The following is a 19,627-nucleotide window of genomic DNA, read 5'->3' on the forward strand; positions in this document are numbered from 1 at the left end:
ACCCCCTCGCCCCACCGTGGCCCACCACGGTCCGGCAGCGGTGGGGCGGTAAACCGGCGCGCATTCCCGCCACCAGAGCTCCCTCGGCGGTCGAGGGTGGTACCGGATTGTGGGGGTGGGGGGTGGGGTCGGTTAGCCTCGCCGGATGCGTACGGGGACTTCTGCTGCGGCTGGGCTGGTGCTGGGGTTTGTGCTGGATCGGGTGGTGGGGGATCCGCGGCGGGGGCATCCGGTGGCGGGGTTCGGGGCTGTGGCTATGGCGGTGGAGAAGGTTAGTTATCGGGATAGCCGGGTTGCCGGGGTTCTGCATGAAATCGTGTTGGTCGGGGCAGTTCTCGGGGGCGGGGTCGGGGTTGGGCGGATCGTTTCGGGGTTGACGCGTGGCCCAGGGCGGGGATTCGGGGCAGGGGCCGAGGGGCTTCGGGGCAGGTGGGGCGGCCGTGGTGTGGGTGTGGGTGAGGTGTTGTTGACTGCCGTCGCTACCTGGACTGTGTTGGGGGGGACGACGTTGGCTCGGACGGGGCGGGAGATGGCGGATCGGCTGGAGGCGGGGGATTTGGTGGGGGCTCGGGAGTTGTTGCCTTCGCTGTGTGGGCGGGATCCGGAGGTGTTGGACGCGGATGGGCTGGCTCGGGCGGCGTTGGAGTCGATTGCGGAGAACACCTCGGATGCGACTGTGGCTCCGCTGTTTTGGGGTGCGGTGGCGGGGGTGCCGGGGTTGCTGGGGTATCGGGCGGTGAACACCCTGGATGCGATGGTGGGGTATCGGAATGCGCAGTATGAGCGGTTCGGGTGGGCTGCGGCGCGGACCGATGATGTGGCGAATCTGGTGCCGGCGCGGATCGCGGGGGCGGTCACCACGGTGCTGGCTCCGGTGGTCGGCGGGCGGCCGCGGGATGCGTGGCGGGCGTGGCGGCGGGATGCGGGCAAGCATCCGAGCCCGAATGCCGGTGTGGCGGAAGCTTCCATGGCGGGGGCGCTCGGCATCTCCCTCGGCGGGCGCACCGAATACCGGCACGGGATCGAGATTCGGCCCACCCTCGGTGACGGGCCTTCACCTCGCGTCCGCGACCTGCGGCGCGCGGTCAACCTCTCCGAGGCAGTCCAGCTGACCACGGTCCTCGCCGCCGCAGTCGTGGCCTTCGCCCGCCGCCGCTGACCGCCCTCCCCGCCGCCGCAATCTTGGGCTTCGCCCGCCACCGCTGAGTACTGCCCGCCACCGCTGAGTACTCACGCCCCGCCGTTGGTATTACTTCGGCCTCTCGCCGCCACGGGTTTGGCCGTCACGCGCCGACATGAGTACCCCCTCGCCTGGCATTGCTTCCGCATCGGCTGACACTCGCGTGCCATCGCATTCGATGGGCGACAGGGTGCTGGGGCTGGTTCGATGGGCAGGATGTCACAGTTGGGCGATTGGTTTCGTCGGTTGGGTGAGACGGTGCTTGTCCGGATGGGCGAGTGGGATGAGCAGTGAGGCGGGTATGAGCGGCGACGAACGGAATGGTGTGCCTGATCAGGTTGAGCTGGCGCGGCAGTTCGAGGAGCATCGCGGGTATTTGCGGCGGGTTGCTTACAGCACGCTGGGCAGTTTGAGCGATGCCGATGATGTGGTTCAGGACGCTTGGCTGCGGTTGCAGCGGTATTACGAGACCAGCCCGGAGGGGGCTGCGATCGAGAATCTGCGAGCCTGGCTGACCACGGTGACAGGGCGGCTGGCGCTGGATCATTTGGGGTCGGCGCGGGCTCGCCGGGAACAGTATGTGGGCGAATGGCTTCCGGAGCCGGAGATCACCACGTGGGATGATCCGGCTGATCGCGTTTCGCAGGACGAGCGGGTTACGACGGCGCTGCTGGTGGTGTTGGAGTCGCTTTCTCCGGCTGAGCGCACCGCGTTCGTATTGCAGGATGTGTTCGGGATGACCGGGCCGGAGGTTGCCGAGGTGGTCGGCCGGACACCGGCTGCGGTGCGCCAGTTGGCATCTCGTGCGCGCAAGCATGTGGAGACCGGCACGCCGCGCTTCCCGGCCACCCCGGATGAGCACGAGAAGATGGTGTCGGCCTTCGCCCTGGCGTGGCGCTCCGGCGACCTGAGTGCCCTACTGGGCGTGCTGGATTCGAATGTCACCTTCACCTCCGATGGCGGCGGCAAGGTCAATGCGTTCCGGCATCCACTGCATGGCGCGGAGACGGTCGCCAACACGCTGCTCGGTTTCCTGCGGTACTCGTCGGAAGTCGGTGGGGCGTGGGGCCGTTCGGTGCTCGTAAATGGCCACCCCGGCCTGGTCATTTTCGACGGTGAGAACACCGGCGTCTTCTCGTTCACCATCGACAATGGCCGCATTACCAATATCGATGTGGTGCGCAACCCGGACAAGCTGCGCAACCTGCCGAGCGAGGGTGAGCCCGACTGGCCGCTGGGCGAGAACGTCGACAACGACTGACCCGCAACGCGACTCACTCGAATCGGCGGGCCTGCAACCCGGATCCACTCCGGTCGCAGGCTCGCCGTTCCGCGTCGGACGTCGCCCGATTCGGATCCGAGCTCAGGATGCGGCGTGGCCGATCGGGTGCAAGCCGTGGGCCGCTGCCACCTCTGGTGAGTAAAGCTGACCGGCGTCTGCGGTAAGCCCCTGAGCCAGGCCGTGATCGGCGTCGCAGGCGGCCTGCCAGCCCAGATCCGCGATGGCGAGGGCGTACGGCAGCGTCACATTGGTGAGCGCCACGGTGGAGGTGTGCGGCACCGCGCCGGGCATGTTCGCGACGCAATAGAACAGCGAATCCGCCACCCGGAAGGTGGGTTTCGCATGCGTGGTGGGATGCGAGCTCTGGAAGCAGCCACCCTGATCGATGGCAATGTCCACCAGCACCGAACCAGGCCGCATGCGGGCAACCAGACTGTCGGGCACCAGTTTCGGGGCGCGAGCACCCGGCACCAGCACCGAGCCGATCACCAGATCCGCTGCGAGCACCGACCTTTCGACCTCCGCCGCATTGGATCCGATGGTGGTGATGCGTCCCCCGAACCGGTCATCCAGCTCCCGCAATCGCGCGATATTGGTGTCCAGCACCGTGACTCGCGCACCCATGCCGACCGCGACGGCCGCCGCATTGCTCCCCGCCACCCCACCTCCGAGCACCACCACATCGGCGGGCCGCACCCCGGGCACCCCGCCCAGCAGCACGCCTTCACCACCTTGCGGCGACATCAGATGCACCGCCCCGACCTGCGTCCCGAGCTTGCCCGCCACCTCACTCATGGGCGCGAGCAGCGGCAACGACCCGTCCCGCCCGCGCACGGTCTCATAGGCGATGGCGGTGGTCCCGGAGCTCAGAATCGCGTCGCTGCATTCCCGCGAGGCAGCCAGGTGCAGGAACGTGAACAGCACCTGTCCCGCCCGCAGGCGCGGATATTCCTCGGCGATGGGCTCTTTCACCTTGAGCACCAGCCCGGCCGCGTCCCACACCTCCCCGGCGCTGGGTGCGATCCAGGCCCCGGCGGCGCGATAGCCGTCATCGGCGAATCCGGACCCGATGCCCGCACCCGCCTCGATCAGCACCTCGTGCCCGTGCCGGACCAGCTCCCCGGCTCCCGCCGGCGTGAGCGCGACCCGATACTCCTGCTGCTTGACCTCCCGTGGAACCCCGATCCTCATACCGCCATCGTGGACCACCGACCCCGCCGCCGCCATGAGCGCCACGACCCTACTTCGAATTCAGCGAATCAATAGCAACGACCAGGGCTCCCGCTCGAGCCGAAGCCCTAGCGGGAGCATGATCGCCACGAAGGATGCCGAAAGAGGACTCGGATGCAGCAGAGGTGAACAGCTCCGGCGGAGCCGCCTCGGCGATCATCGGCTACTTGGCAGCAATGGCAAGCGGCACGCCCGGCGTCGGGATGCTCAACTGGTCGCCGCGACCCGCGTATTCGAAGTTGCGGGACAGGTATTCGAAGGTCTCGGAGAAGTGCGCCCAGCCCTCACCGTGCACGGGAACGATGACCGCGTCCCCCAACGCCGCGGCGGCCCGGACCGCACTGCGCCCATTCAACGTCAGGTCGATATCGCCGAACCGCTCCACATTGGCCGCGCCCACGAACAGGATGGCGATGTCGATCCGCCCGATGCGCTCGGCGATCTGCTCGACCAACGCGACCGAGGCATTGTCGCCCGACACGTACACCGTCGGCAGCCCCTCGCCCTGCAAAACGAATCCGGTGACCACGCCGGTGACCTTCTCCGCACCCTCCGGCCCGTGCAGCGCGGGCACACCGATCACGGTCACGTCGCCGATCCGTACGGACTCCCAGTTCTCCAGCCCCTGAACACCTTCCATGCGCCCGGCCGCATCGGGAGTGGACAACACCCGCTCGACACCGGCCAGGAATGCCCGCCCGCTCGTGTCGAGATTATCGGCGTGCTGATCATGCGAGAGCAGCACCGCGTCCACCGGCCCGACCTCGGCCGAGGGGATGGCGGGCCCGGTCAGCTTGTGCAGCGTGACCGGCCCCGGGTAGTCGCCGGGCTCGTCGAACGTGGGATCGGTCAGCCAGGTGAGGTTGCCGTAGCGGAAGCGCACCGTGGGCCCGCCGATGTGCAGGATTTCGACGGTGGAGGTCGAAGCGGCGGTGTCGATCGTGTTCGTCATGGGAATGAGCTTGCCCCGCAGACCATCCCCGCGATAGTGGCCCGAAGGCCTCGTATCGCTAAGATCGGGCCATGCAGACCGTGACCGTGCTGGCCTTCGATGGGATCAGCCCCTTTCACCTGTCGGTGCCCGGCCTGGTGTTCGGCCGGATGGGCACGGGCACCGAGAGCACCGCGCCGTACAACGTGCTGACCTGCGCCGAGGACCCCGGAATCATCTCCACCCCAGCGGGATTCGACATCATGGTGCGGCACGGCCTGGAGGCCATGGACGATGCGGACACCGTGGTCATCCCGAGCTGGCGTCGCGACCTCCCGCTCTCCGACCCCACCCGCGCGGCCCTGCACCGCGCCCACGATCGCGGCGCTCGCATGGTCGGCCTCTGCCTGGGTTCCTGGGCCATAGCCGCCAGCGGCCTGGCCGACGGCCGCGAGATCACCACCCACTGGTCGGCCGCCGCCGATCTGGCCCGCGCCTACCCCGCCGTCCAGGTCCGCTCCGACACCCTCTGGTCCGATCACGGCGACCTCATCACCTCCGCCGGTGTGGCCGCCGCCCTGGATTGCTGCCTGCACCTGGTCCGCACCGACCTGGGCAGCCGCACCGCCACCGAGTTGGCCCGAGCCCTGGTCCTGGCTCCCCACCGCAGCGGCTCCCAAGCCCAATACATCCCCGTGGCCGTCCCCGACGCCCTGGAAGACGACCCCATGGAACACGCAATGCTCTGGGCCAGAACCCATCTCGACACCCCCATCGACCTCGACACCTGGGCCCGCACCGCCCTCATGTCCCGCCGCACCTTCACCCGCCACTTCCGCGACCGCACCGGCTCCAGCCCCCAACAATGGCTCCTCCACCAACGCATAGACCGAGCCCGCCTCCTCCTCGAATCCACCGACGACCCCATGGACCGCGTAGCCACCGCCTCAGGCCTGGGCACCGCCGTAAACCTCCGCCACCACTTCCACCGCCTCCTAGGCACCAGCCCCGCAGCCCACCGCACCCAATTCCGCCGCGCGGCATAGCCATCCCCGCCGAGCATGCAGCCACCTACTCGCGATTCACCAGCACCATTGCATCCTCAACGCCGCACATACTCCGTGGGCAGCTGCTCTTGAAGCCGATCCGCCGCATCGGTGCAATCAAGCGGCAAGGGCTGGCCGCCAGCTCGCCCGTGCCCTACTCCGACGTGGACCATTGCATGCTCACCGGATTGCCCTTGGTGATGAGGTGGGTGTGGGGGGGGTGGGTGTGGGGGGGGTGGGTGAGGGGGCGCTAGGTTTCGGGGATGAGGATTCAGCTTGGTGAGAATGTGCCGGAGGTTGATGAGAGTGCGTGGATTGCGCCAAATGCCACTGTGATCGGGCGGGTGACGTTGGGGGCCGAGGTGAGTGTTTGGTATTCGGCGGTGTTGCGGGGGGATTTGGAGGACATCAGGGTTGGGGAGCGGACCAATATTCAGGATGGGTGTGTGTTGCATGCCGATCCGGGGTTCGCGTGCACCGTGGGGGCGGGGGTTTCGGTGGGGCACAACGCGATTCTGCATGGGTGCACGATTGGGGACGATGTGCTGGTGGGAATGGGGGCTACCGTGCTGAATGGGGCGGTGATCGGGGCGGGGAGTTTGATCGCGGCCAATGCGCTGGTTCCGGAGGGGGCGGTGATTCCGCCGGGGTCTCTGGTGGCGGGTGTGCCGGGGAAGGTGCGGCGTGAGCTGGGCGAAGCCGAGTTGGATCGGATTCGGCTGAATGCGGCTGTGTACCTGCACAACATGAACATGCATCGGACGGGTCAAGAGGTGTGACTCGAGGGGGTGTGTGATCTTACGCACACTGAACAAGCGACCATATAACCCGCTGTTAGCATCGTGCGAAGCGTTCCCGGCGGCCCGGGCTGTGCCGCCGCTAGCCGGGGTGCGCGCTGGGGCTAGCAGGAGGTTTCATACGGTGTCGTACGAGCAGGACGGTATGCACCGACGGCGGGTCAGCGTGGCCGATATCGCGGCCCAGCCGGGGGGCATGGAGGCGCTGCAGCGTCGGGTTCACGAATTGCGTTCCAACGGCATCGATTTCGCGGCCAATGCGATAGAGCGCGAAATGGCGGCATTGAACGTCCACTGATCGGCCGCCCGCGACCGCACGGTGGACTACACCGGATGGCCGACGCGTCAACAGAGTCCAGCCGATGAGATGATGATGGCGCTGTCGCCGCAACGTCGCGGAGTGCCAACCGATCGACTGGAGACTCGATGCCGTCCGTGCCCGCCATCCTGCAACGCATTCTGGAAAAGCCACGGGCGGAAGGTGAACAGCTCCTGGAGAGCGCGCTGTCGGCCTTCCTGGACTTCGGCATCAAGCGAACCAGCATGGGGGAGATCGCCCGTCGCGCCGGGATCAGTCCGGCCACGCTGTATCGGCGCTTCGAATCCAAGAACGATCTGGTCGAGGCCGTGAGCGTGCGCGAGGCGCAGCAGTTCATCGCGGAGATCGACAAGCGGGTGCAGGAAGTGTCCCGCAATGACGGGGCCGGGAACGACCAGCTGGTCGAGATCTTCGTCGCCTTCATCATCAATCTGGCGAACAACCAACTGTTGCAACGACTTCTGCGCACCGAGCCGGACACCATTCTGCCCCAGCTCACCACGCAGGCCGGACCGATTCTCGCCGTGGGCCGCGCCTATATCGCCGAAAAGCTGCGCGCACTCCAGGAATCCGCGAATGTCCCCGACTTCGATGCCGATCTGGTCGCGGAAGTCTTTGCGCGCCTGGCTCAGTCGCTGGTGCTCACGCCCGAGGGTCTCATCCCGCTCGGCGATGAGCAGGCCGCCCGCGAATTCGCGCGGCGCACCATGCTTCCCATGATCGGCTTGCAGCAGGCCTGAGGGCTCAGGTGGTCGCCGGTGCCTGCTCGACGCGTTTCGAGCGACCGGCGAACCGCCGCATGAGCGGTAGATCCACCCAGTGGTAGAGCACCGCCGCGATGGCCGTCGCCACCACCAAGCTCAGTGCGGCGAACCCGGCCCAGCCGAGTATCCCGAATTGCTTGCCGCCGATCAGGTTCCGCGTGATGAGCACCATCACCGGGAACTGGATCAGATAGAAGGCGAAGGACACATTCCCCAGCCACACCATGCGCGGATGCGAATTGAGCCCGCGTATCCCCGCCAGATCCCGGGCGGCAAGGGTGGCCACCACCGCGGTCATGGGTGCGAGCAGCAGCACCGACATCTTGTAGTTCACCGGCACCACCCAGGTCGCCCCATAGGCCGCAACCAGGGCCAGCAGCGGCAAAGTGAGACGCGTATTGCGCCAACGCCCTTCGAGCACCATGCGGGCGGCCAGCACACCCAGGAAGAACTCGGGCAATCGCGAGCCCGGGAAGGTGTAGCTCAGCCAATACGACGGCGACACCGGGATATCCGGCTGCGCGAACCAAGCCGGTGAGGCATGCAGCTCGAAGTACGGCGACGTATCGCCCGGAACCAGCCGTGGCGCAAAGGCATTCGCAATGCCCTTCGGACCGGGCACCCACAGGTAGTACGCCGTATGCAGCGCGACGATGCCGAGCATGAGCAAGCCCATGGCCAGCAATAACCGCCGCGTGGGAATCCGCCGGATCAGCGGCAGCACCAGCGGAAAGCTCAGGTAGAACAGCATTTCCGCCGCCAGCGACCAGGCAGGCACATTCAACCCACCCACCGTGGTCGATTTCGGCACCCAGGTGTGCACCAGCAGCAGGTTCGGCACCCACACCACCAGCCGCGACAACGGCACGCTCGCAACCACAATGAACGCCACCGCCGCCAACAGATGCGTCGGATAGATCTTCAGCACCCGCCGCCGATAGAACCCGCGCACCGACATCCCCGGCCGGAACGACCAATAGATGATGAACCCAGACAACACGAAGAAAAACGTGACCCCGGCGGCCCCCAATTGCATCGGCACCCACTGGTGAATATGCCGGAACAACTCGGACTTCTGAAACGGGTAGACCGGAAGAAACACCAAGGCGTGCAAGACGAACACCGCGAACGCCGCCCACCACCGCGCGCCAGTCAGAGACGGCAGCGCAGGCCTCCCCCGCGCTACCCGCTCGGCCGTGCTCGCAGTCCGCTCGGCTGTACTCGCTGACCGGTCGGCGGCGCGTCCGCTATTCGTGGCAGGCCCATCATGTTTCGGCAGCGCCTCGGCAACCACAGCCTGCGCCGCCTTTTCGCTTGCAATCGCACCGAGCGCGGATGCCTCAGCTGGTAGGTCGCTGCCGGAGCGGCTCGGTGCGGCGTCGAGGCCGGGGTCATTGCCCGCGAGCGCACCCTCCGCGGTGCTCGTGCGCGCCGGGACGACGCGGGTCATCGGGTGTACCTGTCGTACAAGGCATTCGCGACGACGCGGTCACCCACGGTGGAGGGGTGGAACAGTAGGCCGTTGATGTCGGCGCGGGGATCGAAGACGCCGTTCATCCAGGGTTGTGCCGAGCAGAGGCCGTGACCGGCGGTCAGGGTGCGGGCGTCCAGGTAGTCGAGTTTCAGTTCTTGGGCGGCTTCGCGCTGGGCCTGGTCGATGCGGTCGAAGTATTCGATGACGGCTCGGCCTCGGGGCTGGATGAAGGGGATCGCGCCGAAGAAGTTGAGGCATACGGTGTCTTGGCCGGAGGGGAACAGTTCCGGGTAGCCGACCAGGACTATGCGGGCATTGGGCGCGTAGTAGCGAATGTAGGTGACCGCATTGCGGATGCGGGCGGCGTAGGCCGGGCCGGAGACGCCGGTGTAGTCGGTCATGCGGCCTTGGGCAACGGCTTCGGGTCCGCAGCCGTCGACGAGGTTGAATATGCACTCCCGCAAGGAATCCCACAGCGTCTGGTCGGAATTGCCCCAGTGGTCGTTGAATCCGAATTGCAGGGTCACCAGTTTGGTGCGCGGCCCGAAGGCCCCGGCCTTGTCGGCGTCGCGCGCCTCCAGGGCGAGGGTGTATCCGGGCCCGCTGTCGATGGACGCACCCGGGCACGACGGGTTCACGACTTGGTCGGTCCCTTGGATTCCCATCAGCCCACTCAATTGTGCGGGCCAGGCCGTGGTTCCGTGCACGCACTCGAGTTCCGTGGACAGGAAGTCCCAGGCGTTCGCGGTGAACGAATCGCCCAGTATCACCAGCTCTTTACCCTCGGGGGCGTTGTCCGCTCCCGCTCCACCGGCCCCGGTCATCGAGGCCGCGACCGCCACCGCGGCAGCACACAGCCACCGTCCGCTGTTGCCGAACACCTGAATTCTCCGGTTTCCTCAGTACCCCGCGCGCGGTTCGAATCCGGGCGCGTCGAGCGTCGGCGGTGCGGCGGGTTTCTCCGCGGGCTGGGTTTGCGGCGCGGGTTTGACGACCGGTTGGGTGGCGACGGGTTCGGGTGCGGGTGCGGCCGTTTGCACGGCCGGAGCCTCGGCGGGTGCGGGTGCGACCGTGGTGGTCGGCGCGACGGTGACGGCCGGTGCCGCCACACTGCTGACCGGGGCGGCCGGGCTGACAACGCTGCTGCTCGTGCTGCCCTGCGACCCGTCGGAGGCCTTGTCGCTCCCGCAGGCCGCGACCCCGCCGATCAGCAAGACCCCTCCGACCAGGGCGGTTGCGGCGCGCACGGCGAATACACCTGGGGTACAGGACTTCATGGATACCTCGAATCAGGAACTGAAGTGCCATCTGTTCACTTCAGCGCGAGTCTACAAACAACCCCGCAACACTCACCCGGATTCGAGTAATCCGAATGCCCCGAATTACCGGGGCAGCCTTCGGCCGACCTCGAATGCAAGCCGATCTTAAGCAGCTGAACGGCCAGTTTGCAGCAGACTGACCCCATGCCATTACGCGACGCCGTGCGCACCGCCGCAAGCCGAGCCCGGGCCACCGGAACCCGCGCCCGCACTGCCGGAACCCGCGCCCTCGACTGGTTCCCGCCGCGCCGCATCGCGAAACTCCTGGCCGCCGCCCTCGCCGCCGCGCTGCTCGTGGGCCTGAGCTCGATCCTCTGGATCCGCTTCACCACCAGCAACTTCGAATACACGGTAGACACCGTCCCCGGCTCCGATGTCGCCATCGTCTTCGGCGCGGAGATCTACGCCAATGGCGAGCCCTCGCCCTACCTGGCCGCCCGCCTCGACCTCGGCCGCCAACTCCTGGAGTCCGGCAAGGTGAAGGCCATCCTGCTCACCGGCGACAATGGCCGCACCTCCCATGACGAACCCACGGTCATGCGTAACTACCTGGTCAAACATGGTGTCCCCGAGGCGAGGATCGCGCTCGACTACGCGGGTTTCAGCACATACGAATCCTGCGCCCGTGCCTACGAGATCTTCGGCGTCCGCAAGGCCATTGCTGTGACCCAGGATTTCAGTCTGCCGCGCACCGTCGCCCTGTGCCGTTCGGTCGGCATCGACGCCACCGGCGTCGGCGACGCCACCCAGCCGCACGAGAACGTCTACCGCAAGTGCTGGCTGCGCGATCAACTCGCCGCCACCAAGGCCATGTATTCGATCATCGTCCAACCCGACCCGAAATACCTTGGCCGCCAGGAAACCTCGGTCCGCGACGCCATGGCCGCAAACCCGGGGTAGCCGCAGGCGAAGGGCCGTCAGTTCCGCGCCGCCGACGCGTCGATGCCCTCGAGGCGCGCGGGATCCGAGAGCAGATCCATGGTGGTGATCCGGCCATTCACGATCGTGAAGGCGAATACCGACCGCACCACCCCGTCGGATGACGTATTGACCAGTCCCGCAGCGCCATTGACCACCGCATGATGCGCCGCGTATAGCCGCGCCATGCGCTGGAAGGTGGTCGCCAGCCCGGCCACGGCGTGCGAACCACGGAAGACGCGCATTCCGTCCGCACCGGCATCGGCGCGCAACACCACGTCCGGATCGAGAATCCGCAGCAGCTCGTCGAAATCGCCGTCATGGGCCGCCGCCAGGAATGCGTCCACGACCCGCCGCTGCTGGTGCGGATCGGCATCGGACACCTGGGCCTGCCCCTGAACCCGCCGCCGCGCCTGGCTGGCCAGCTTGCGGGCCGTCTGCGGCGTCCGGCCCACAATCGGCGCGATCTGCTCATACGGCACCGCGAACATATCGTGCAGCACGAACGACAGTCGCTCGGCCGGGCTCAGCGATTCCAGCACCACCAGCAAGGCCAGTCCCACCGAATCCGCCAGCAGCACTTGCCTTTCCGGGTCGGTCTCGTCCTCGAATGAGATGAGCGGGTCGGGCAGATGATGGTCTTCGATGGAATCCTCCGGCCGGGACTTGCGCGCCCGCAACATATCCAGGCACACCCGGCCGACCACGGTGGTCAGCCAGCCGCCGAGATTGTCGATGCCGTCGGACTCCGTGCGTGCCAGCCGCAGCCAGGACTCCTGTACGGCGTCCTCGGCCTCGGTCAGTGAGCCGAGCATCCGATAGGCCACCGACTTCAGATGGCCGCGCTTGTCTTCGAACATCCGGGCCAGCACCTCGTGCTCGGTCATCGCATCCCTCTCCACACGCTCGATGTCTTCAACCTCATTGACGAAGCGCGCGGGCGGAATGTGACAGCGCAACCCATTCGGGCGGCGTCCGGTCAGATCGATGCGCGCGTAGGTCGCCGACGAGCACGGCGGCGGCAGGGGGCTGGACGGCCGCCGGTCACGTTTGCGGCGGGCCGTCCGTCATAGGGATGGACATCAATTCGCGCCGGAATTCTTCAGGAGCACCCCATGACAACGAAATCGATCGTCGGTTCCCGGACCCGCCGGACCGCCTACTGGCTCACGACGGCCGCACTGCTCACCGAGACGGCCGTCGGCGCACAGTGGGATCTCAGCCGAAACGACTACATCCGTGATGTTCTCGGCCGCCTGGGCTATCCGGAATACTTCGCCACCATCATGGGCGCGGCGAAGGTCGCGGCCGTGGCGACGCTGGTGACGCCCGGCACGCCGCGACTCAAGGAGTGGGCGTACGCCGGACTCATCTTCGTCTACGGCGGGGCGGCGGCCTCCCACTTCGCCATCAAGGACGCGAAGTCCACGGTGGCACCACTGACGTTCTTCGCCGCGGGCCTCGGTTCTTGGGCGCTGCGCCCCTCGAAGGCCTGATCACACACATCGGCCGCCCGCATCAGAAGCCGAGGCGAACAGCCGATACACCCCGATCCATAACCTCGGAAGTCATTGACCTACAGCAAGGTTGAGAGAGAAGACTCGAAGCCATGACCGATACCGCAGTCACTTTCATCAATGTTTTCGAACTGCCCGACGAGATCGATAGGGACGAGTTCGCCGCGGCCTGGCGCTCGCGGGTGGTGGAGCATATGCGCACCGCGCCGGGGTTCCGGGATGCCCGGCTGCACCGCGCCGTGCGACCCGTCACCCGATTCCCGCTCGTGAATGTCTCACACTGGGACAGCCCCGAACAGGCCGCCGCGTCGCAGGACAATCCGGATTGGCAGCGGACATTGCGCGATATTCCGGCGGGCGTGCGCCCCAACACGGGTCTGTACGACATCGTGCACGACTTCGCCTCGCCGACCGACCGCGAGTGGGACGGGCCCGGCGTCACCTTCATGAATGTGTTCGAAATCGACCCCGCCGGAGTGGACGAGTTCGCCGAAAACTGGGCGGAGCGGGCGAAACTCATGCAGGCCGCGCCGGGCTTCCGGGATGTCCTGCTGCATCGCGCGCGGTCCACCGACACCCGTTTCCAGCTCGTCAATGTGGCGCATTGGGACAGCATCGAACAGTGGCAGGCGGCGACCCAGCAGCCCGCCATGGCGGCCTCGGCCACCGCGGCGCGGGCGCACGCCACTCCAAATGCCGCGATCTACACGGTGGTCGTCGAAGTCGACTGAGCCGGAACCGCGGGGCTTCGATCGGCCGTCTCGAGCGGGGGAACCGATGAGTTTCCGAGGCGAACCTCGTCAGTACTGTCATGACGACTCATACGCTCGAGACGGCCGAAGCCGATCTCGTCTACGACGTGCTCGGTCCCCTGCCCACCGCCGGGCTGCCCCCGCTGGTCATGATCGGCCAGCCCATGGCGGCAGCCGGTTTCGCCACCTTGGCGTCGTATTTTCCCGATCGCACCGTGGTCACCTACGATCCGCGCGGTATCGGCCGGAGCGTCCGCAAGGACGGGCGGTTCGACCACTCGCCGACCACGCAGGCCGAGGATGTGCACGCCCTCATCGAGGCGCTCGGCGCGGGCCCGGTGGATATGTTCGCCAGCAGTGGCGGTGCGGTCACGGCGCTCGCCCTGGTCGCGGCGCATCGGGGCGATGTGCGAACACTGGTGGCGCATGAGCCGCCGCTCATCCCGGTCGTGCCCGATGCCGAGGCCTCCGAGCGTGCCCGCGCCGCCGTCCGGGATGCGTATCAGGCCAAGGGGTTCCATGCCGGAATGGCGGCCTTCATCGCCATGACGTCCTGGGAGGGCGAATACACCGAGGCCTATTTCGCCCAGCCCGCAGCGAATCCGGCGCAGTTCGGAATGCCCACCGAGGACGACGGTTCCCGCGACGACCCGTTGCTGTCCGATCGATCCTGGGCGGTCAGCAGCTATCGCCCCGATTTCACCGCGCTGGCCGCGGCCCCTACCCGCATCGTGATCGGCGTGGGCGAGGAAACCGGCGACACCTTCACCGGCCGCACGGCCGTGGCCACCGCCGAACTGCTCGGGCAGAAGGCGGCCGTATTCCCCAGCCACCACGGCGGATTCCTCGGCGGCGATTTCGGCTATCCGGGGCAGCCCGAGCCCTTCTCTCGCAAACTTCGCGAGGTACTGGCCGGGAACGATTGACGGCAACCGGCACGGCGAGGACAGTTACCTCCGCAGGATAACGCTGTCGCTGCCGCCAGCGATTTTCCTGCGAATCCGCGCTGAAGATGCGCGAACTTCGGGGAGGCAGCGTCATCATGTATCAGTTCGAGAGCGCACAACCGTTCAAGCCACGTCGATCTTTGATCAACCACAGCCGGACCGCCGTCGGCGCGGTCGCGATCGTGGCGGTGGCCGTACTCGGCACCGCATGCGGCGGTAAGACCGGGAGTCCCGCAGCGACCAGTACTTCGGTCGATCAACAGCCCGCCGGGCAGCAGAGTGCCGGGCACAGCGGCGCCTCGCAGCCGAGCGGGAAGCAGAAGCAGTCGACCGTGCGGACGATCGGCAAGACCGGCTGGTTCGAGGGCTTCGACATCACGGTCGACAAGGCCACGGTGGTGCCCGATGAGCTCGGTGGGGGCAAGCTCACGATCGACCTCACCTACAAGAACACGACCACGGACAACAAAACGCTGAGCACCAATAGCTACTTGCAGGTCGGCGGGAGCGTCGACGAGGCCGCGAGCTTCGACAACCCCGCGGTGCCCGGAAAGGGTTCGGCCACCGGCAAGATCACCACTTCCATCCACTCGCTCGACAATGCCGAGCACTGGCTGGACACCGTCGCCGTCGTGTTCGGGCAGGCCTCCGACAATCAGACGACCATCCCGCTAGATGCCTCCGGCAAGGTGGCCAGCGTGCAGCCGCGGACGCTGAACATCACCGGCACGCTGGTGCAGGATCAGACCACCATCCAGATCACCGGGGCCACACTGCAACCCAGCTACACCAAGAACGAGCACGGCAAGATGGAGCTGGCCCTGCACGTCAAGATTATCGGCGGTGCGGGCATCTCCGAGGGCGGGCTCAATATCTTCGAGGACTACTTCACCGTCAAAACCCCTGATGGCGCACTGGTTGTGGCCGATGGCCGCGGCACGATCAATGAACTGCTGGACCGCAATCAAACCATCGACAACCCGAAGAACAATGCGATCTTCGTGGTCCCCTCCCCCGGCACCGGCACCTATGTATTGACCTACAACGCCAGCAAGGAGGCGGGCGTCGTAGCACCCACCCTGTCCTTCACGGTGAGCTGAGCGCCTTCAGCGGCCGAAAACCATTGGTTGCGTGCAGTAATCGCCGATACAGTGCCCGCATGACACGTTTGAATCAGATTGTCGCCGTCGAGAAAGGGATCAAGTCCCGGACCTTCTCCGAGCTCACCGAGGCCCATCATAAGCTGGCCAAAAACCCGCTGCTGAGCGGTATTTCGCGCACCTATCGTCCCAAGGATGAGGAGGGTGAGCAGCTGCCGCCCGAATCGACGCGCGTACAGGTGAAGTCGGAGGAAGTCCTCACGACCACGGCCGACATTCTGACCAAACTGTTCGATGTGGTCGCCACCAAGGATTGGGCGAACTGCACCGCCAAGGCCGATGTGGTGGTGGACGGGCGCACCCTGGTCCCGGAGGCGCCGGTCACCTACCTGCTGTTCCTGGAAAAGCAGCTGGTGGACCTGCACACCTTCGTGCGCAAACTGCCGGTGCTGGACGCCTCGGAATCCTGGGAGTACGACTCCGCCGCCGACTGCTACGCCACCGAGCCGGTGCAGACGGTGCGCACCAAGAAGATTCCGCGCAATCACGTGAAAGCCGAAGCGACGGAGAAGCATCCGGCGCAGGTCGAGGTGTATCACGAGGATGTGGTGGTCGGCTACTGGCGCACCATCAAGTTCTCCGGCGCGCTGCCCGCCAAGCGGGTGAACGAGCTGACCGAGCGCATCGAAAAGCTGCAGCAGGCAGTGAAGTTCGCGCGCGAGGAGGCCAATAATGCCGAAATCACGCAGCGCAAGCTGGGCGAGAACGTCTTCGGATATTTGTTTGGCTGACGGTGGCGACAGCGACTAATGTCGTTGGTGCGCAAGAGCGCAAGCTGAATCAGAAGTTCAATGTGACAGGCAAGCGGCACAGTGGAGGTTCAAATCCTCCCCCCGCCATTCGCGGCGGGGTAGCCCAATCGGCAGAGGCACCGCGCCCTCAAACTCACATTATCGCTCCAGTTTCAGCATTCACCGCCGAACGCCGAATCGAAGGAACGGATTGTCACGTAGAGGTTGCGGGTTCAACTCCCGCCGGCCCAGCCACCGATGGGCCGTAGCTCAAACGTAGAGCGCTGCGTAACTTCAAACTCAACCCGTTCTTAAACGTGTCGGTGTGCCGCAAATGGGCGGACCCTGAAGCCCCGAGGCAGGCTAGGCCTCGGGGCTTCCCCGTCTCCCGACCAGGCCGTGCACGCGGGCCTACCCTGATCTCGTGCACACCTTCATCTGGCAGGGAATCGATGAACCACGTATGGAGATCGCCTACGTGGAATCCCTCGACGACGCCCACGGCACCCAGATCGGCCTGGCCTACGAACTACGTTGGCAGCTAACCGGTTCCACCCTCACCGTCGATATCGGTGACGGCCCGATCCACCATCACCTCGACGGCGCGGACTACTTCGACCTACAGCATTCGGCGTTCTTCAACTCCCTACCGGTTCTCACCGATGGCCTTCTGCCGCCCGGGTCCGCACCCCGCGACTACACCATGCGCTTCGTCGCGGTCCCCACCCTGACCGCCACCCTCACCCCGCAGCGCTACGTCCCCCGCACGGCCAGCACCGTCACCTTCATCTCCGGAACCTACGAAGCCGACATGGATTTCGACCTTGACGGCTACGTCACCCTCTACCACGAATACCTGCGACGTCTGCATCCGTGAGCGGCCGCACCACCCCCACACACAAATGCAGCCGATCCGCTCGCGACGGCAGCGACTGCAATTGCATGGTCACACTCACCGCCCCCGACCCGGTGTAGATGTACTGCGGCTCATCCACCGACCGATCGAAGGCCACCCGCCGCTCCAGCCAAAGCCGCGCGAAGTCCGCATCATGCTGCAACTCGGCCAGCAACGCCAGCCCCTCCCCCAACGACCCCAGCGACCCCGCGCTGAGCCCCGTCCGCTCCCCGCTCTCCAACTTCTGAATGGTCCGAGGCGACAAATGCGCCCGCCGCCCCAACCCCTCCCGAGTCAACCCCAGCCGCTTCCGATGAAACTCGATGTAATCCCCCAGCGACGGCAAAGGCAACATCAGCTCACCCGAATCCACAACCGCATCCCCACCATCAATCAGCAATCTCAGAGCAACATTCTGCCCCACCCCATCCGCCCCGGAGGCACCCCACCCACCGGATCACGTCCCTGCCGCCCAGACCGTCAGTGCCCCGCTTGTGCGTAGATCCCGTTCGCCAGGACCGCGTCGCCTTGTTCGGAGGGGTGGAAGGGTATGGCGGTGGGGTGTTGGGGGTTTTGGTAGTCGTTGATCCAGGGCTGGTCGGTGCAGAGGCCGTGGCCGGTGGTGGCGGTGCGGGCGTCGTAGAAGTCGATGGCGAGTTGGCGGGCTGCGTCGCGTTGGGCGGTGTCGAGGCGGTCGAGGAGGTCGGGGATGGCTTGGCCTCGGGGTTGCACGAATTGGGTGAGGCCGAAGGCGCCGAAGCAGACGGGCTGGCCGGTGCTGAAGAGTTCTGGGTAGCCGACCAGGACTATGTGTGCGTTCGGGGCGTAGTACTTGACGTAGTCGATCACGTTGCGGATACGGGCGGCGTAGGCCGCTCCGGTCATGGTGCTCGCATCGGGGAGACGGCCTTGGGTGGTGGCGTCGGTGCCGCAGCCTTGGATCAGGTTCAGGACGCATTGCTGGAGGGCGTACCAGGCGGTGGTCTCCTGTGTGCCCCAGCGGTCATTGATACCGAATTGCAGGGCGACCACCTTGGTGCGCGGGCCGAAGGCGCTGACCTGAGCCGCCTGCTTGGCCTCCCATGAGGCGGTGTAGTTCGGCGGGGTGTCGAGCGAGGCTCCGGGGCACGACATGTCCAGGTAGTCGTCGGTGCCCGCAACACCCATCAAACGGCTCAATTGTGTGGGCCATGAGGTGTCGCCGTGGCGGCATTCGGATGTCTGAGCCTGGAGCACCCAGGCGTTCGCGCTGAACGAATCTCCTAGTACCACAAGCTCTTTGCCCTGCGCCGTGTCCGCCGCACCCACTCCGGAGCCGGACACCGACGCGGCGATCGCCAGCGTCACCGCAACCATCCAAGACTTCATACGCACGCCGACCAACTATCTGAAACGCGAATTCTTCAACGGGCGTGAGTGTATGCATCATCCTGCCCGCGCCGGAAGGATTCGCGACCCCCGGATTCCTCTGCCCTCGAAACCGTGGGAGTCAGCCCTGCCGGGTGTAGTTGAATCGCCTGCTGCTCTGGTCGAGCGAGGTGAACGAGGTGACCTGCGAACTGGGTGCCCCGCAGGCGAGTGTCGTGCTCTTGACCATGCCCGTCACATTGCCCGCGCGCGCGTCGTCGGCCCCGATCTCGGTCATCCTGATGGCGGCCGAGAACCCGCCGGAGGGCACCAGCGCGTAGATGCCGTCCCCTACGCCGTATCGCGGACTGCGGAAGGTGATGCCGCCGTCATCGTCGAATCGCAGGGAGTTCTGCGCGTCTTCCTGCGCCGTGAACTCCCCGTGAAAGTCGGCGAAATCGGTGCCGCATCCGGCGGCGTTGCCGGTCGGGGCGGCCGCTGTCACGGCGGCGGACGCCAGGATGATGAGCGCGGCAAGCACTGGGATCTTCGAGCCCGGCGCAGCGGTCATACCCATCCCTCCTGGTCGTGTTCGCACCACAACTGAACAGCTCGAGCACGCTCAGGTGAAGCCGACACGCCGGACCATTACCGAATCGTGTACTCGCACATCTCCTCACAACTCCTCGGCGCGTCCATGTGAAATAGCGCTATTCCGACCACGTATTCCCTTGCGCCCCCGTGGAATTCGTTCCGAAACATTGGATTTCCAATTCCTGACATTCTGATCTTGATTCCAGTTTCCTCGAATTGCGTTGAGCTGGTTGTACCGTCGTAGCCCATGACGCAAAAGAAGCTCATCGGCCTGCTTGGCGGTGCGTTCGTTTGTGCCGCCATCTTCACCTTGAACCCATCCGCGGCCTGGGGTTCCGGCGACGTGGGATCACCTCCCGCGCCGAGCCCGCACTCAGCCCCCGCCGGAGCCGGCGCAATCCCCGAACGCCCCGTCCCAGTCCCT

General features: G+C 66.1%; 22 protein-coding genes. 13 read left to right on the plus strand and 9 right to left on the minus strand.

Annotated elements, in window-relative coordinates; genetic code table 11:
- Positions 1-145 precede the first annotated feature (145 nt).
- Positions 146-1,159, plus strand: coding sequence for a cobalamin biosynthesis protein (locus AB0N05_RS14275; protein ID WP_364692712.1), 1,014 nt, complete (start codon positions 146-148; stop codon positions 1,157-1,159).
- Positions 1,160-1,505: 346 nt separating this feature from the next.
- Positions 1,506-2,441 carry an RNA polymerase sigma factor SigJ gene (sigJ, locus tag AB0N05_RS14280; RefSeq protein ID WP_364692715.1) on the plus strand — a complete coding sequence of 312 codons (936 nt, stop codon included), beginning with the start codon at positions 1,506-1,508 and terminating at the stop codon, positions 2,439-2,441.
- 102 nt (positions 2,442-2,543) lie between these two features.
- Here sigJ and ald read toward each other — a convergent pair whose 3' ends face one another.
- Together ald and AB0N05_RS14290 are read right to left on the minus strand one after the other, a co-directional pair.
- The gene (ald, locus tag AB0N05_RS14285) at positions 2,544-3,653 is read right to left on the minus strand and encodes an alanine dehydrogenase (RefSeq protein WP_364692718.1); all 1,110 of its coding nucleotides are present in this window, start codon (positions 3,651-3,653) and stop codon (positions 2,544-2,546) included.
- 202 nt (positions 3,654-3,855) lie between these two features.
- Positions 3,856-4,644, minus strand: a complete 789-nt coding sequence (locus tag AB0N05_RS14290; RefSeq protein WP_364692721.1) for an MBL fold metallo-hydrolase — start codon at positions 4,642-4,644, stop codon at positions 3,856-3,858.
- 71 nt (positions 4,645-4,715) lie between these two features.
- Between AB0N05_RS14290 and AB0N05_RS14295 the strand changes: the two genes are divergently transcribed.
- From AB0N05_RS14295 to AB0N05_RS14310, 4 genes are all read left to right on the plus strand, one after another.
- Entirely contained in the window at positions 4,716-5,669 is a 954-nt protein-coding gene (locus AB0N05_RS14295) for a helix-turn-helix domain-containing protein (protein WP_364692724.1), read from the plus strand.
- 263 nt (positions 5,670-5,932) lie between these two features.
- On the plus strand, positions 5,933-6,448 hold the full coding sequence (locus AB0N05_RS14300) for a gamma carbonic anhydrase family protein (protein WP_364692727.1): 516 nt from the start codon (positions 5,933-5,935) through the stop codon (positions 6,446-6,448).
- A 142-nt stretch (positions 6,449-6,590) separates the two neighbouring features.
- Positions 6,591-6,764 (plus strand): hypothetical protein, encoded by a 174-nt coding sequence (locus AB0N05_RS14305; RefSeq protein WP_364692730.1) that lies wholly within the window; start codon positions 6,591-6,593, stop codon positions 6,762-6,764.
- Positions 6,765-6,892: 128 nt separating this feature from the next.
- Positions 6,893-7,525 carry a TetR/AcrR family transcriptional regulator gene (locus AB0N05_RS14310; protein WP_364692733.1) on the plus strand — a complete coding sequence of 211 codons (633 nt, stop codon included), beginning with the start codon at positions 6,893-6,895 and terminating at the stop codon, positions 7,523-7,525.
- Between the two features lie 4 nt (positions 7,526-7,529).
- On the opposite strand, the gene AB0N05_RS14315 is transcribed toward AB0N05_RS14310, so the two are convergent.
- From AB0N05_RS14315 to AB0N05_RS14325, 3 genes are read right to left on the minus strand one after another with little or no spacing between them, the layout of a single operon-like run.
- The gene (locus AB0N05_RS14315; RefSeq protein ID WP_364692736.1) at positions 7,530-8,999 is read right to left on the minus strand and encodes an acyltransferase; all 1,470 of its coding nucleotides are present in this window, start codon (positions 8,997-8,999) and stop codon (positions 7,530-7,532) included.
- Positions 8,996-9,904 carry an SGNH/GDSL hydrolase family protein gene (locus AB0N05_RS14320; RefSeq protein WP_364692739.1) on the minus strand — a complete coding sequence of 303 codons (909 nt, stop codon included), beginning with the start codon at positions 9,902-9,904 and terminating at the stop codon, positions 8,996-8,998. The genes AB0N05_RS14315 and AB0N05_RS14320 overlap by 4 nt, the downstream gene beginning before the upstream one ends.
- Before the next feature lie 18 nt (positions 9,905-9,922).
- The gene (locus AB0N05_RS14325; protein WP_364692742.1) at positions 9,923-10,270 is read right to left on the minus strand and encodes a hypothetical protein; all 348 of its coding nucleotides are present in this window, start codon (positions 10,268-10,270) and stop codon (positions 9,923-9,925) included.
- A gap of 216 nt (positions 10,271-10,486) precedes the next feature.
- On the opposite strand from AB0N05_RS14325, the gene AB0N05_RS14330 reads away from it, so the two are divergent.
- Complete coding sequence (locus tag AB0N05_RS14330; RefSeq protein ID WP_364692745.1) at positions 10,487-11,242, plus strand: ElyC/SanA/YdcF family protein; 756 nt, start codon at positions 10,487-10,489, stop codon at positions 11,240-11,242.
- A gap of 17 nt (positions 11,243-11,259) precedes the next feature.
- Here AB0N05_RS14330 and AB0N05_RS14335 read toward each other — a convergent pair whose 3' ends face one another.
- On the minus strand, positions 11,260-12,147 hold the full coding sequence (locus tag AB0N05_RS14335) for a sigma-70 family RNA polymerase sigma factor (RefSeq protein WP_364692748.1): 888 nt from the start codon (positions 12,145-12,147) through the stop codon (positions 11,260-11,262).
- A gap of 228 nt (positions 12,148-12,375) precedes the next feature.
- On the opposite strand from AB0N05_RS14335, the gene AB0N05_RS14340 reads away from it, so the two are divergent.
- The 6 genes from AB0N05_RS14340 to AB0N05_RS14365 all read left to right on the plus strand — a co-directional run bounded on the left by AB0N05_RS14340 (position 12,376) and on the right by AB0N05_RS14365 (position 17,244).
- Positions 12,376-12,756, plus strand: a complete 381-nt coding sequence (locus AB0N05_RS14340) for a DoxX family protein (protein ID WP_364692751.1) — start codon at positions 12,376-12,378, stop codon at positions 12,754-12,756.
- 113 nt (positions 12,757-12,869) lie between these two features.
- Positions 12,870-13,508: an antibiotic biosynthesis monooxygenase family protein gene (locus AB0N05_RS14345; protein ID WP_364692754.1), complete on the plus strand. Its 639-nt coding sequence runs from the start codon at positions 12,870-12,872 to the stop codon at positions 13,506-13,508.
- A gap of 80 nt (positions 13,509-13,588) precedes the next feature.
- Entirely contained in the window at positions 13,589-14,455 is an 867-nt protein-coding gene (locus AB0N05_RS14350) for an alpha/beta hydrolase (RefSeq protein ID WP_364692757.1), read from the plus strand.
- A 116-nt stretch (positions 14,456-14,571) separates the two neighbouring features.
- Entirely contained in the window at positions 14,572-15,576 is a 1,005-nt protein-coding gene (locus tag AB0N05_RS14355; RefSeq protein WP_364692760.1) for a hypothetical protein, read from the plus strand.
- A gap of 59 nt (positions 15,577-15,635) precedes the next feature.
- Entirely contained in the window at positions 15,636-16,367 is a 732-nt protein-coding gene (locus AB0N05_RS14360) for a hypothetical protein (protein WP_364692763.1), read from the plus strand.
- Between the two features lie 424 nt (positions 16,368-16,791).
- Positions 16,792-17,244, plus strand: coding sequence for a putative glycolipid-binding domain-containing protein (locus AB0N05_RS14365; protein ID WP_364692766.1), 453 nt, complete (start codon positions 16,792-16,794; stop codon positions 17,242-17,244).
- Here the strand turns inward: AB0N05_RS14365 and AB0N05_RS14370 are convergent.
- The 3 genes from AB0N05_RS14370 to AB0N05_RS14380 all read right to left on the minus strand — a co-directional run bounded on the left by AB0N05_RS14370 (position 17,204) and on the right by AB0N05_RS14380 (position 19,180).
- A complete protein-coding gene (locus AB0N05_RS14370; protein ID WP_364692769.1) occupies positions 17,204-17,635 on the minus strand; it encodes a helix-turn-helix transcriptional regulator in 432 nt (143 codons plus the stop codon). The two genes, AB0N05_RS14365 and AB0N05_RS14370, sit on opposite strands and share 41 nt — an antisense overlap.
- A gap of 107 nt (positions 17,636-17,742) precedes the next feature.
- Positions 17,743-18,630 (minus strand): SGNH/GDSL hydrolase family protein, encoded by an 888-nt coding sequence (locus AB0N05_RS14375; protein ID WP_364694553.1) that lies wholly within the window; start codon positions 18,628-18,630, stop codon positions 17,743-17,745.
- A gap of 121 nt (positions 18,631-18,751) precedes the next feature.
- Positions 18,752-19,180, minus strand: coding sequence for a hypothetical protein (locus AB0N05_RS14380; protein ID WP_364692772.1), 429 nt, complete (start codon positions 19,178-19,180; stop codon positions 18,752-18,754).
- Between the last annotated feature and the right edge of the window lie 447 nt (positions 19,181-19,627).

Origin of the sequence: Nocardia sp. NPDC051030, assembly GCF_040683015.1 — a bacterium.
Taxonomy (GTDB): domain Bacteria; phylum Actinomycetota; class Actinomycetes; order Mycobacteriales; family Mycobacteriaceae; genus Nocardia.

Coding starts and splice junctions, on each gene's coding strand:
- AB0N05_RS14375 (WP_364694553.1), bottom strand. CDS start 18,630: ATGAAGTCTTGGATGGTTGCGGTGACGCTGGCGATCGCCGCGTCGGTG.
- AB0N05_RS14340 (WP_364692751.1), top strand. CDS start 12,376: ATGACAACGAAATCGATCGTCGGTTCCCGGACCCGCCGGACCGCCTAC.
- AB0N05_RS14335 (WP_364692748.1), bottom strand. CDS start 12,147: ATGACCGAGCACGAGGTGCTGGCCCGGATGTTCGAAGACAAGCGCGGC.
- AB0N05_RS14350 (WP_364692757.1), top strand. CDS start 13,589: ATGACGACTCATACGCTCGAGACGGCCGAAGCCGATCTCGTCTACGAC.
- AB0N05_RS14275 (WP_364692712.1), top strand. CDS start 146: ATGCGTACGGGGACTTCTGCTGCGGCTGGGCTGGTGCTGGGGTTTGTG.
- AB0N05_RS14310 (WP_364692733.1), top strand. CDS start 6,893: ATGCCGTCCGTGCCCGCCATCCTGCAACGCATTCTGGAAAAGCCACGG.
- AB0N05_RS14295 (WP_364692724.1), top strand. CDS start 4,716: ATGCAGACCGTGACCGTGCTGGCCTTCGATGGGATCAGCCCCTTTCAC.
- ald (WP_364692718.1), bottom strand. CDS start 3,653: ATGAGGATCGGGGTTCCACGGGAGGTCAAGCAGCAGGAGTATCGGGTC.
- AB0N05_RS14315 (WP_364692736.1), bottom strand. CDS start 8,999: ATGACCCGCGTCGTCCCGGCGCGCACGAGCACCGCGGAGGGTGCGCTC.
- AB0N05_RS14345 (WP_364692754.1), top strand. CDS start 12,870: ATGACCGATACCGCAGTCACTTTCATCAATGTTTTCGAACTGCCCGAC.
- AB0N05_RS14290 (WP_364692721.1), bottom strand. CDS start 4,644: ATGACGAACACGATCGACACCGCCGCTTCGACCTCCACCGTCGAAATC.
- AB0N05_RS14300 (WP_364692727.1), top strand. CDS start 5,933: ATGAGGATTCAGCTTGGTGAGAATGTGCCGGAGGTTGATGAGAGTGCG.
- AB0N05_RS14380 (WP_364692772.1), bottom strand. CDS start 19,180: ATGACCGCTGCGCCGGGCTCGAAGATCCCAGTGCTTGCCGCGCTCATC.
- AB0N05_RS14355 (WP_364692760.1), top strand. CDS start 14,572: ATGTATCAGTTCGAGAGCGCACAACCGTTCAAGCCACGTCGATCTTTG.
- AB0N05_RS14330 (WP_364692745.1), top strand. CDS start 10,487: ATGCCATTACGCGACGCCGTGCGCACCGCCGCAAGCCGAGCCCGGGCC.
- AB0N05_RS14360 (WP_364692763.1), top strand. CDS start 15,636: ATGACACGTTTGAATCAGATTGTCGCCGTCGAGAAAGGGATCAAGTCC.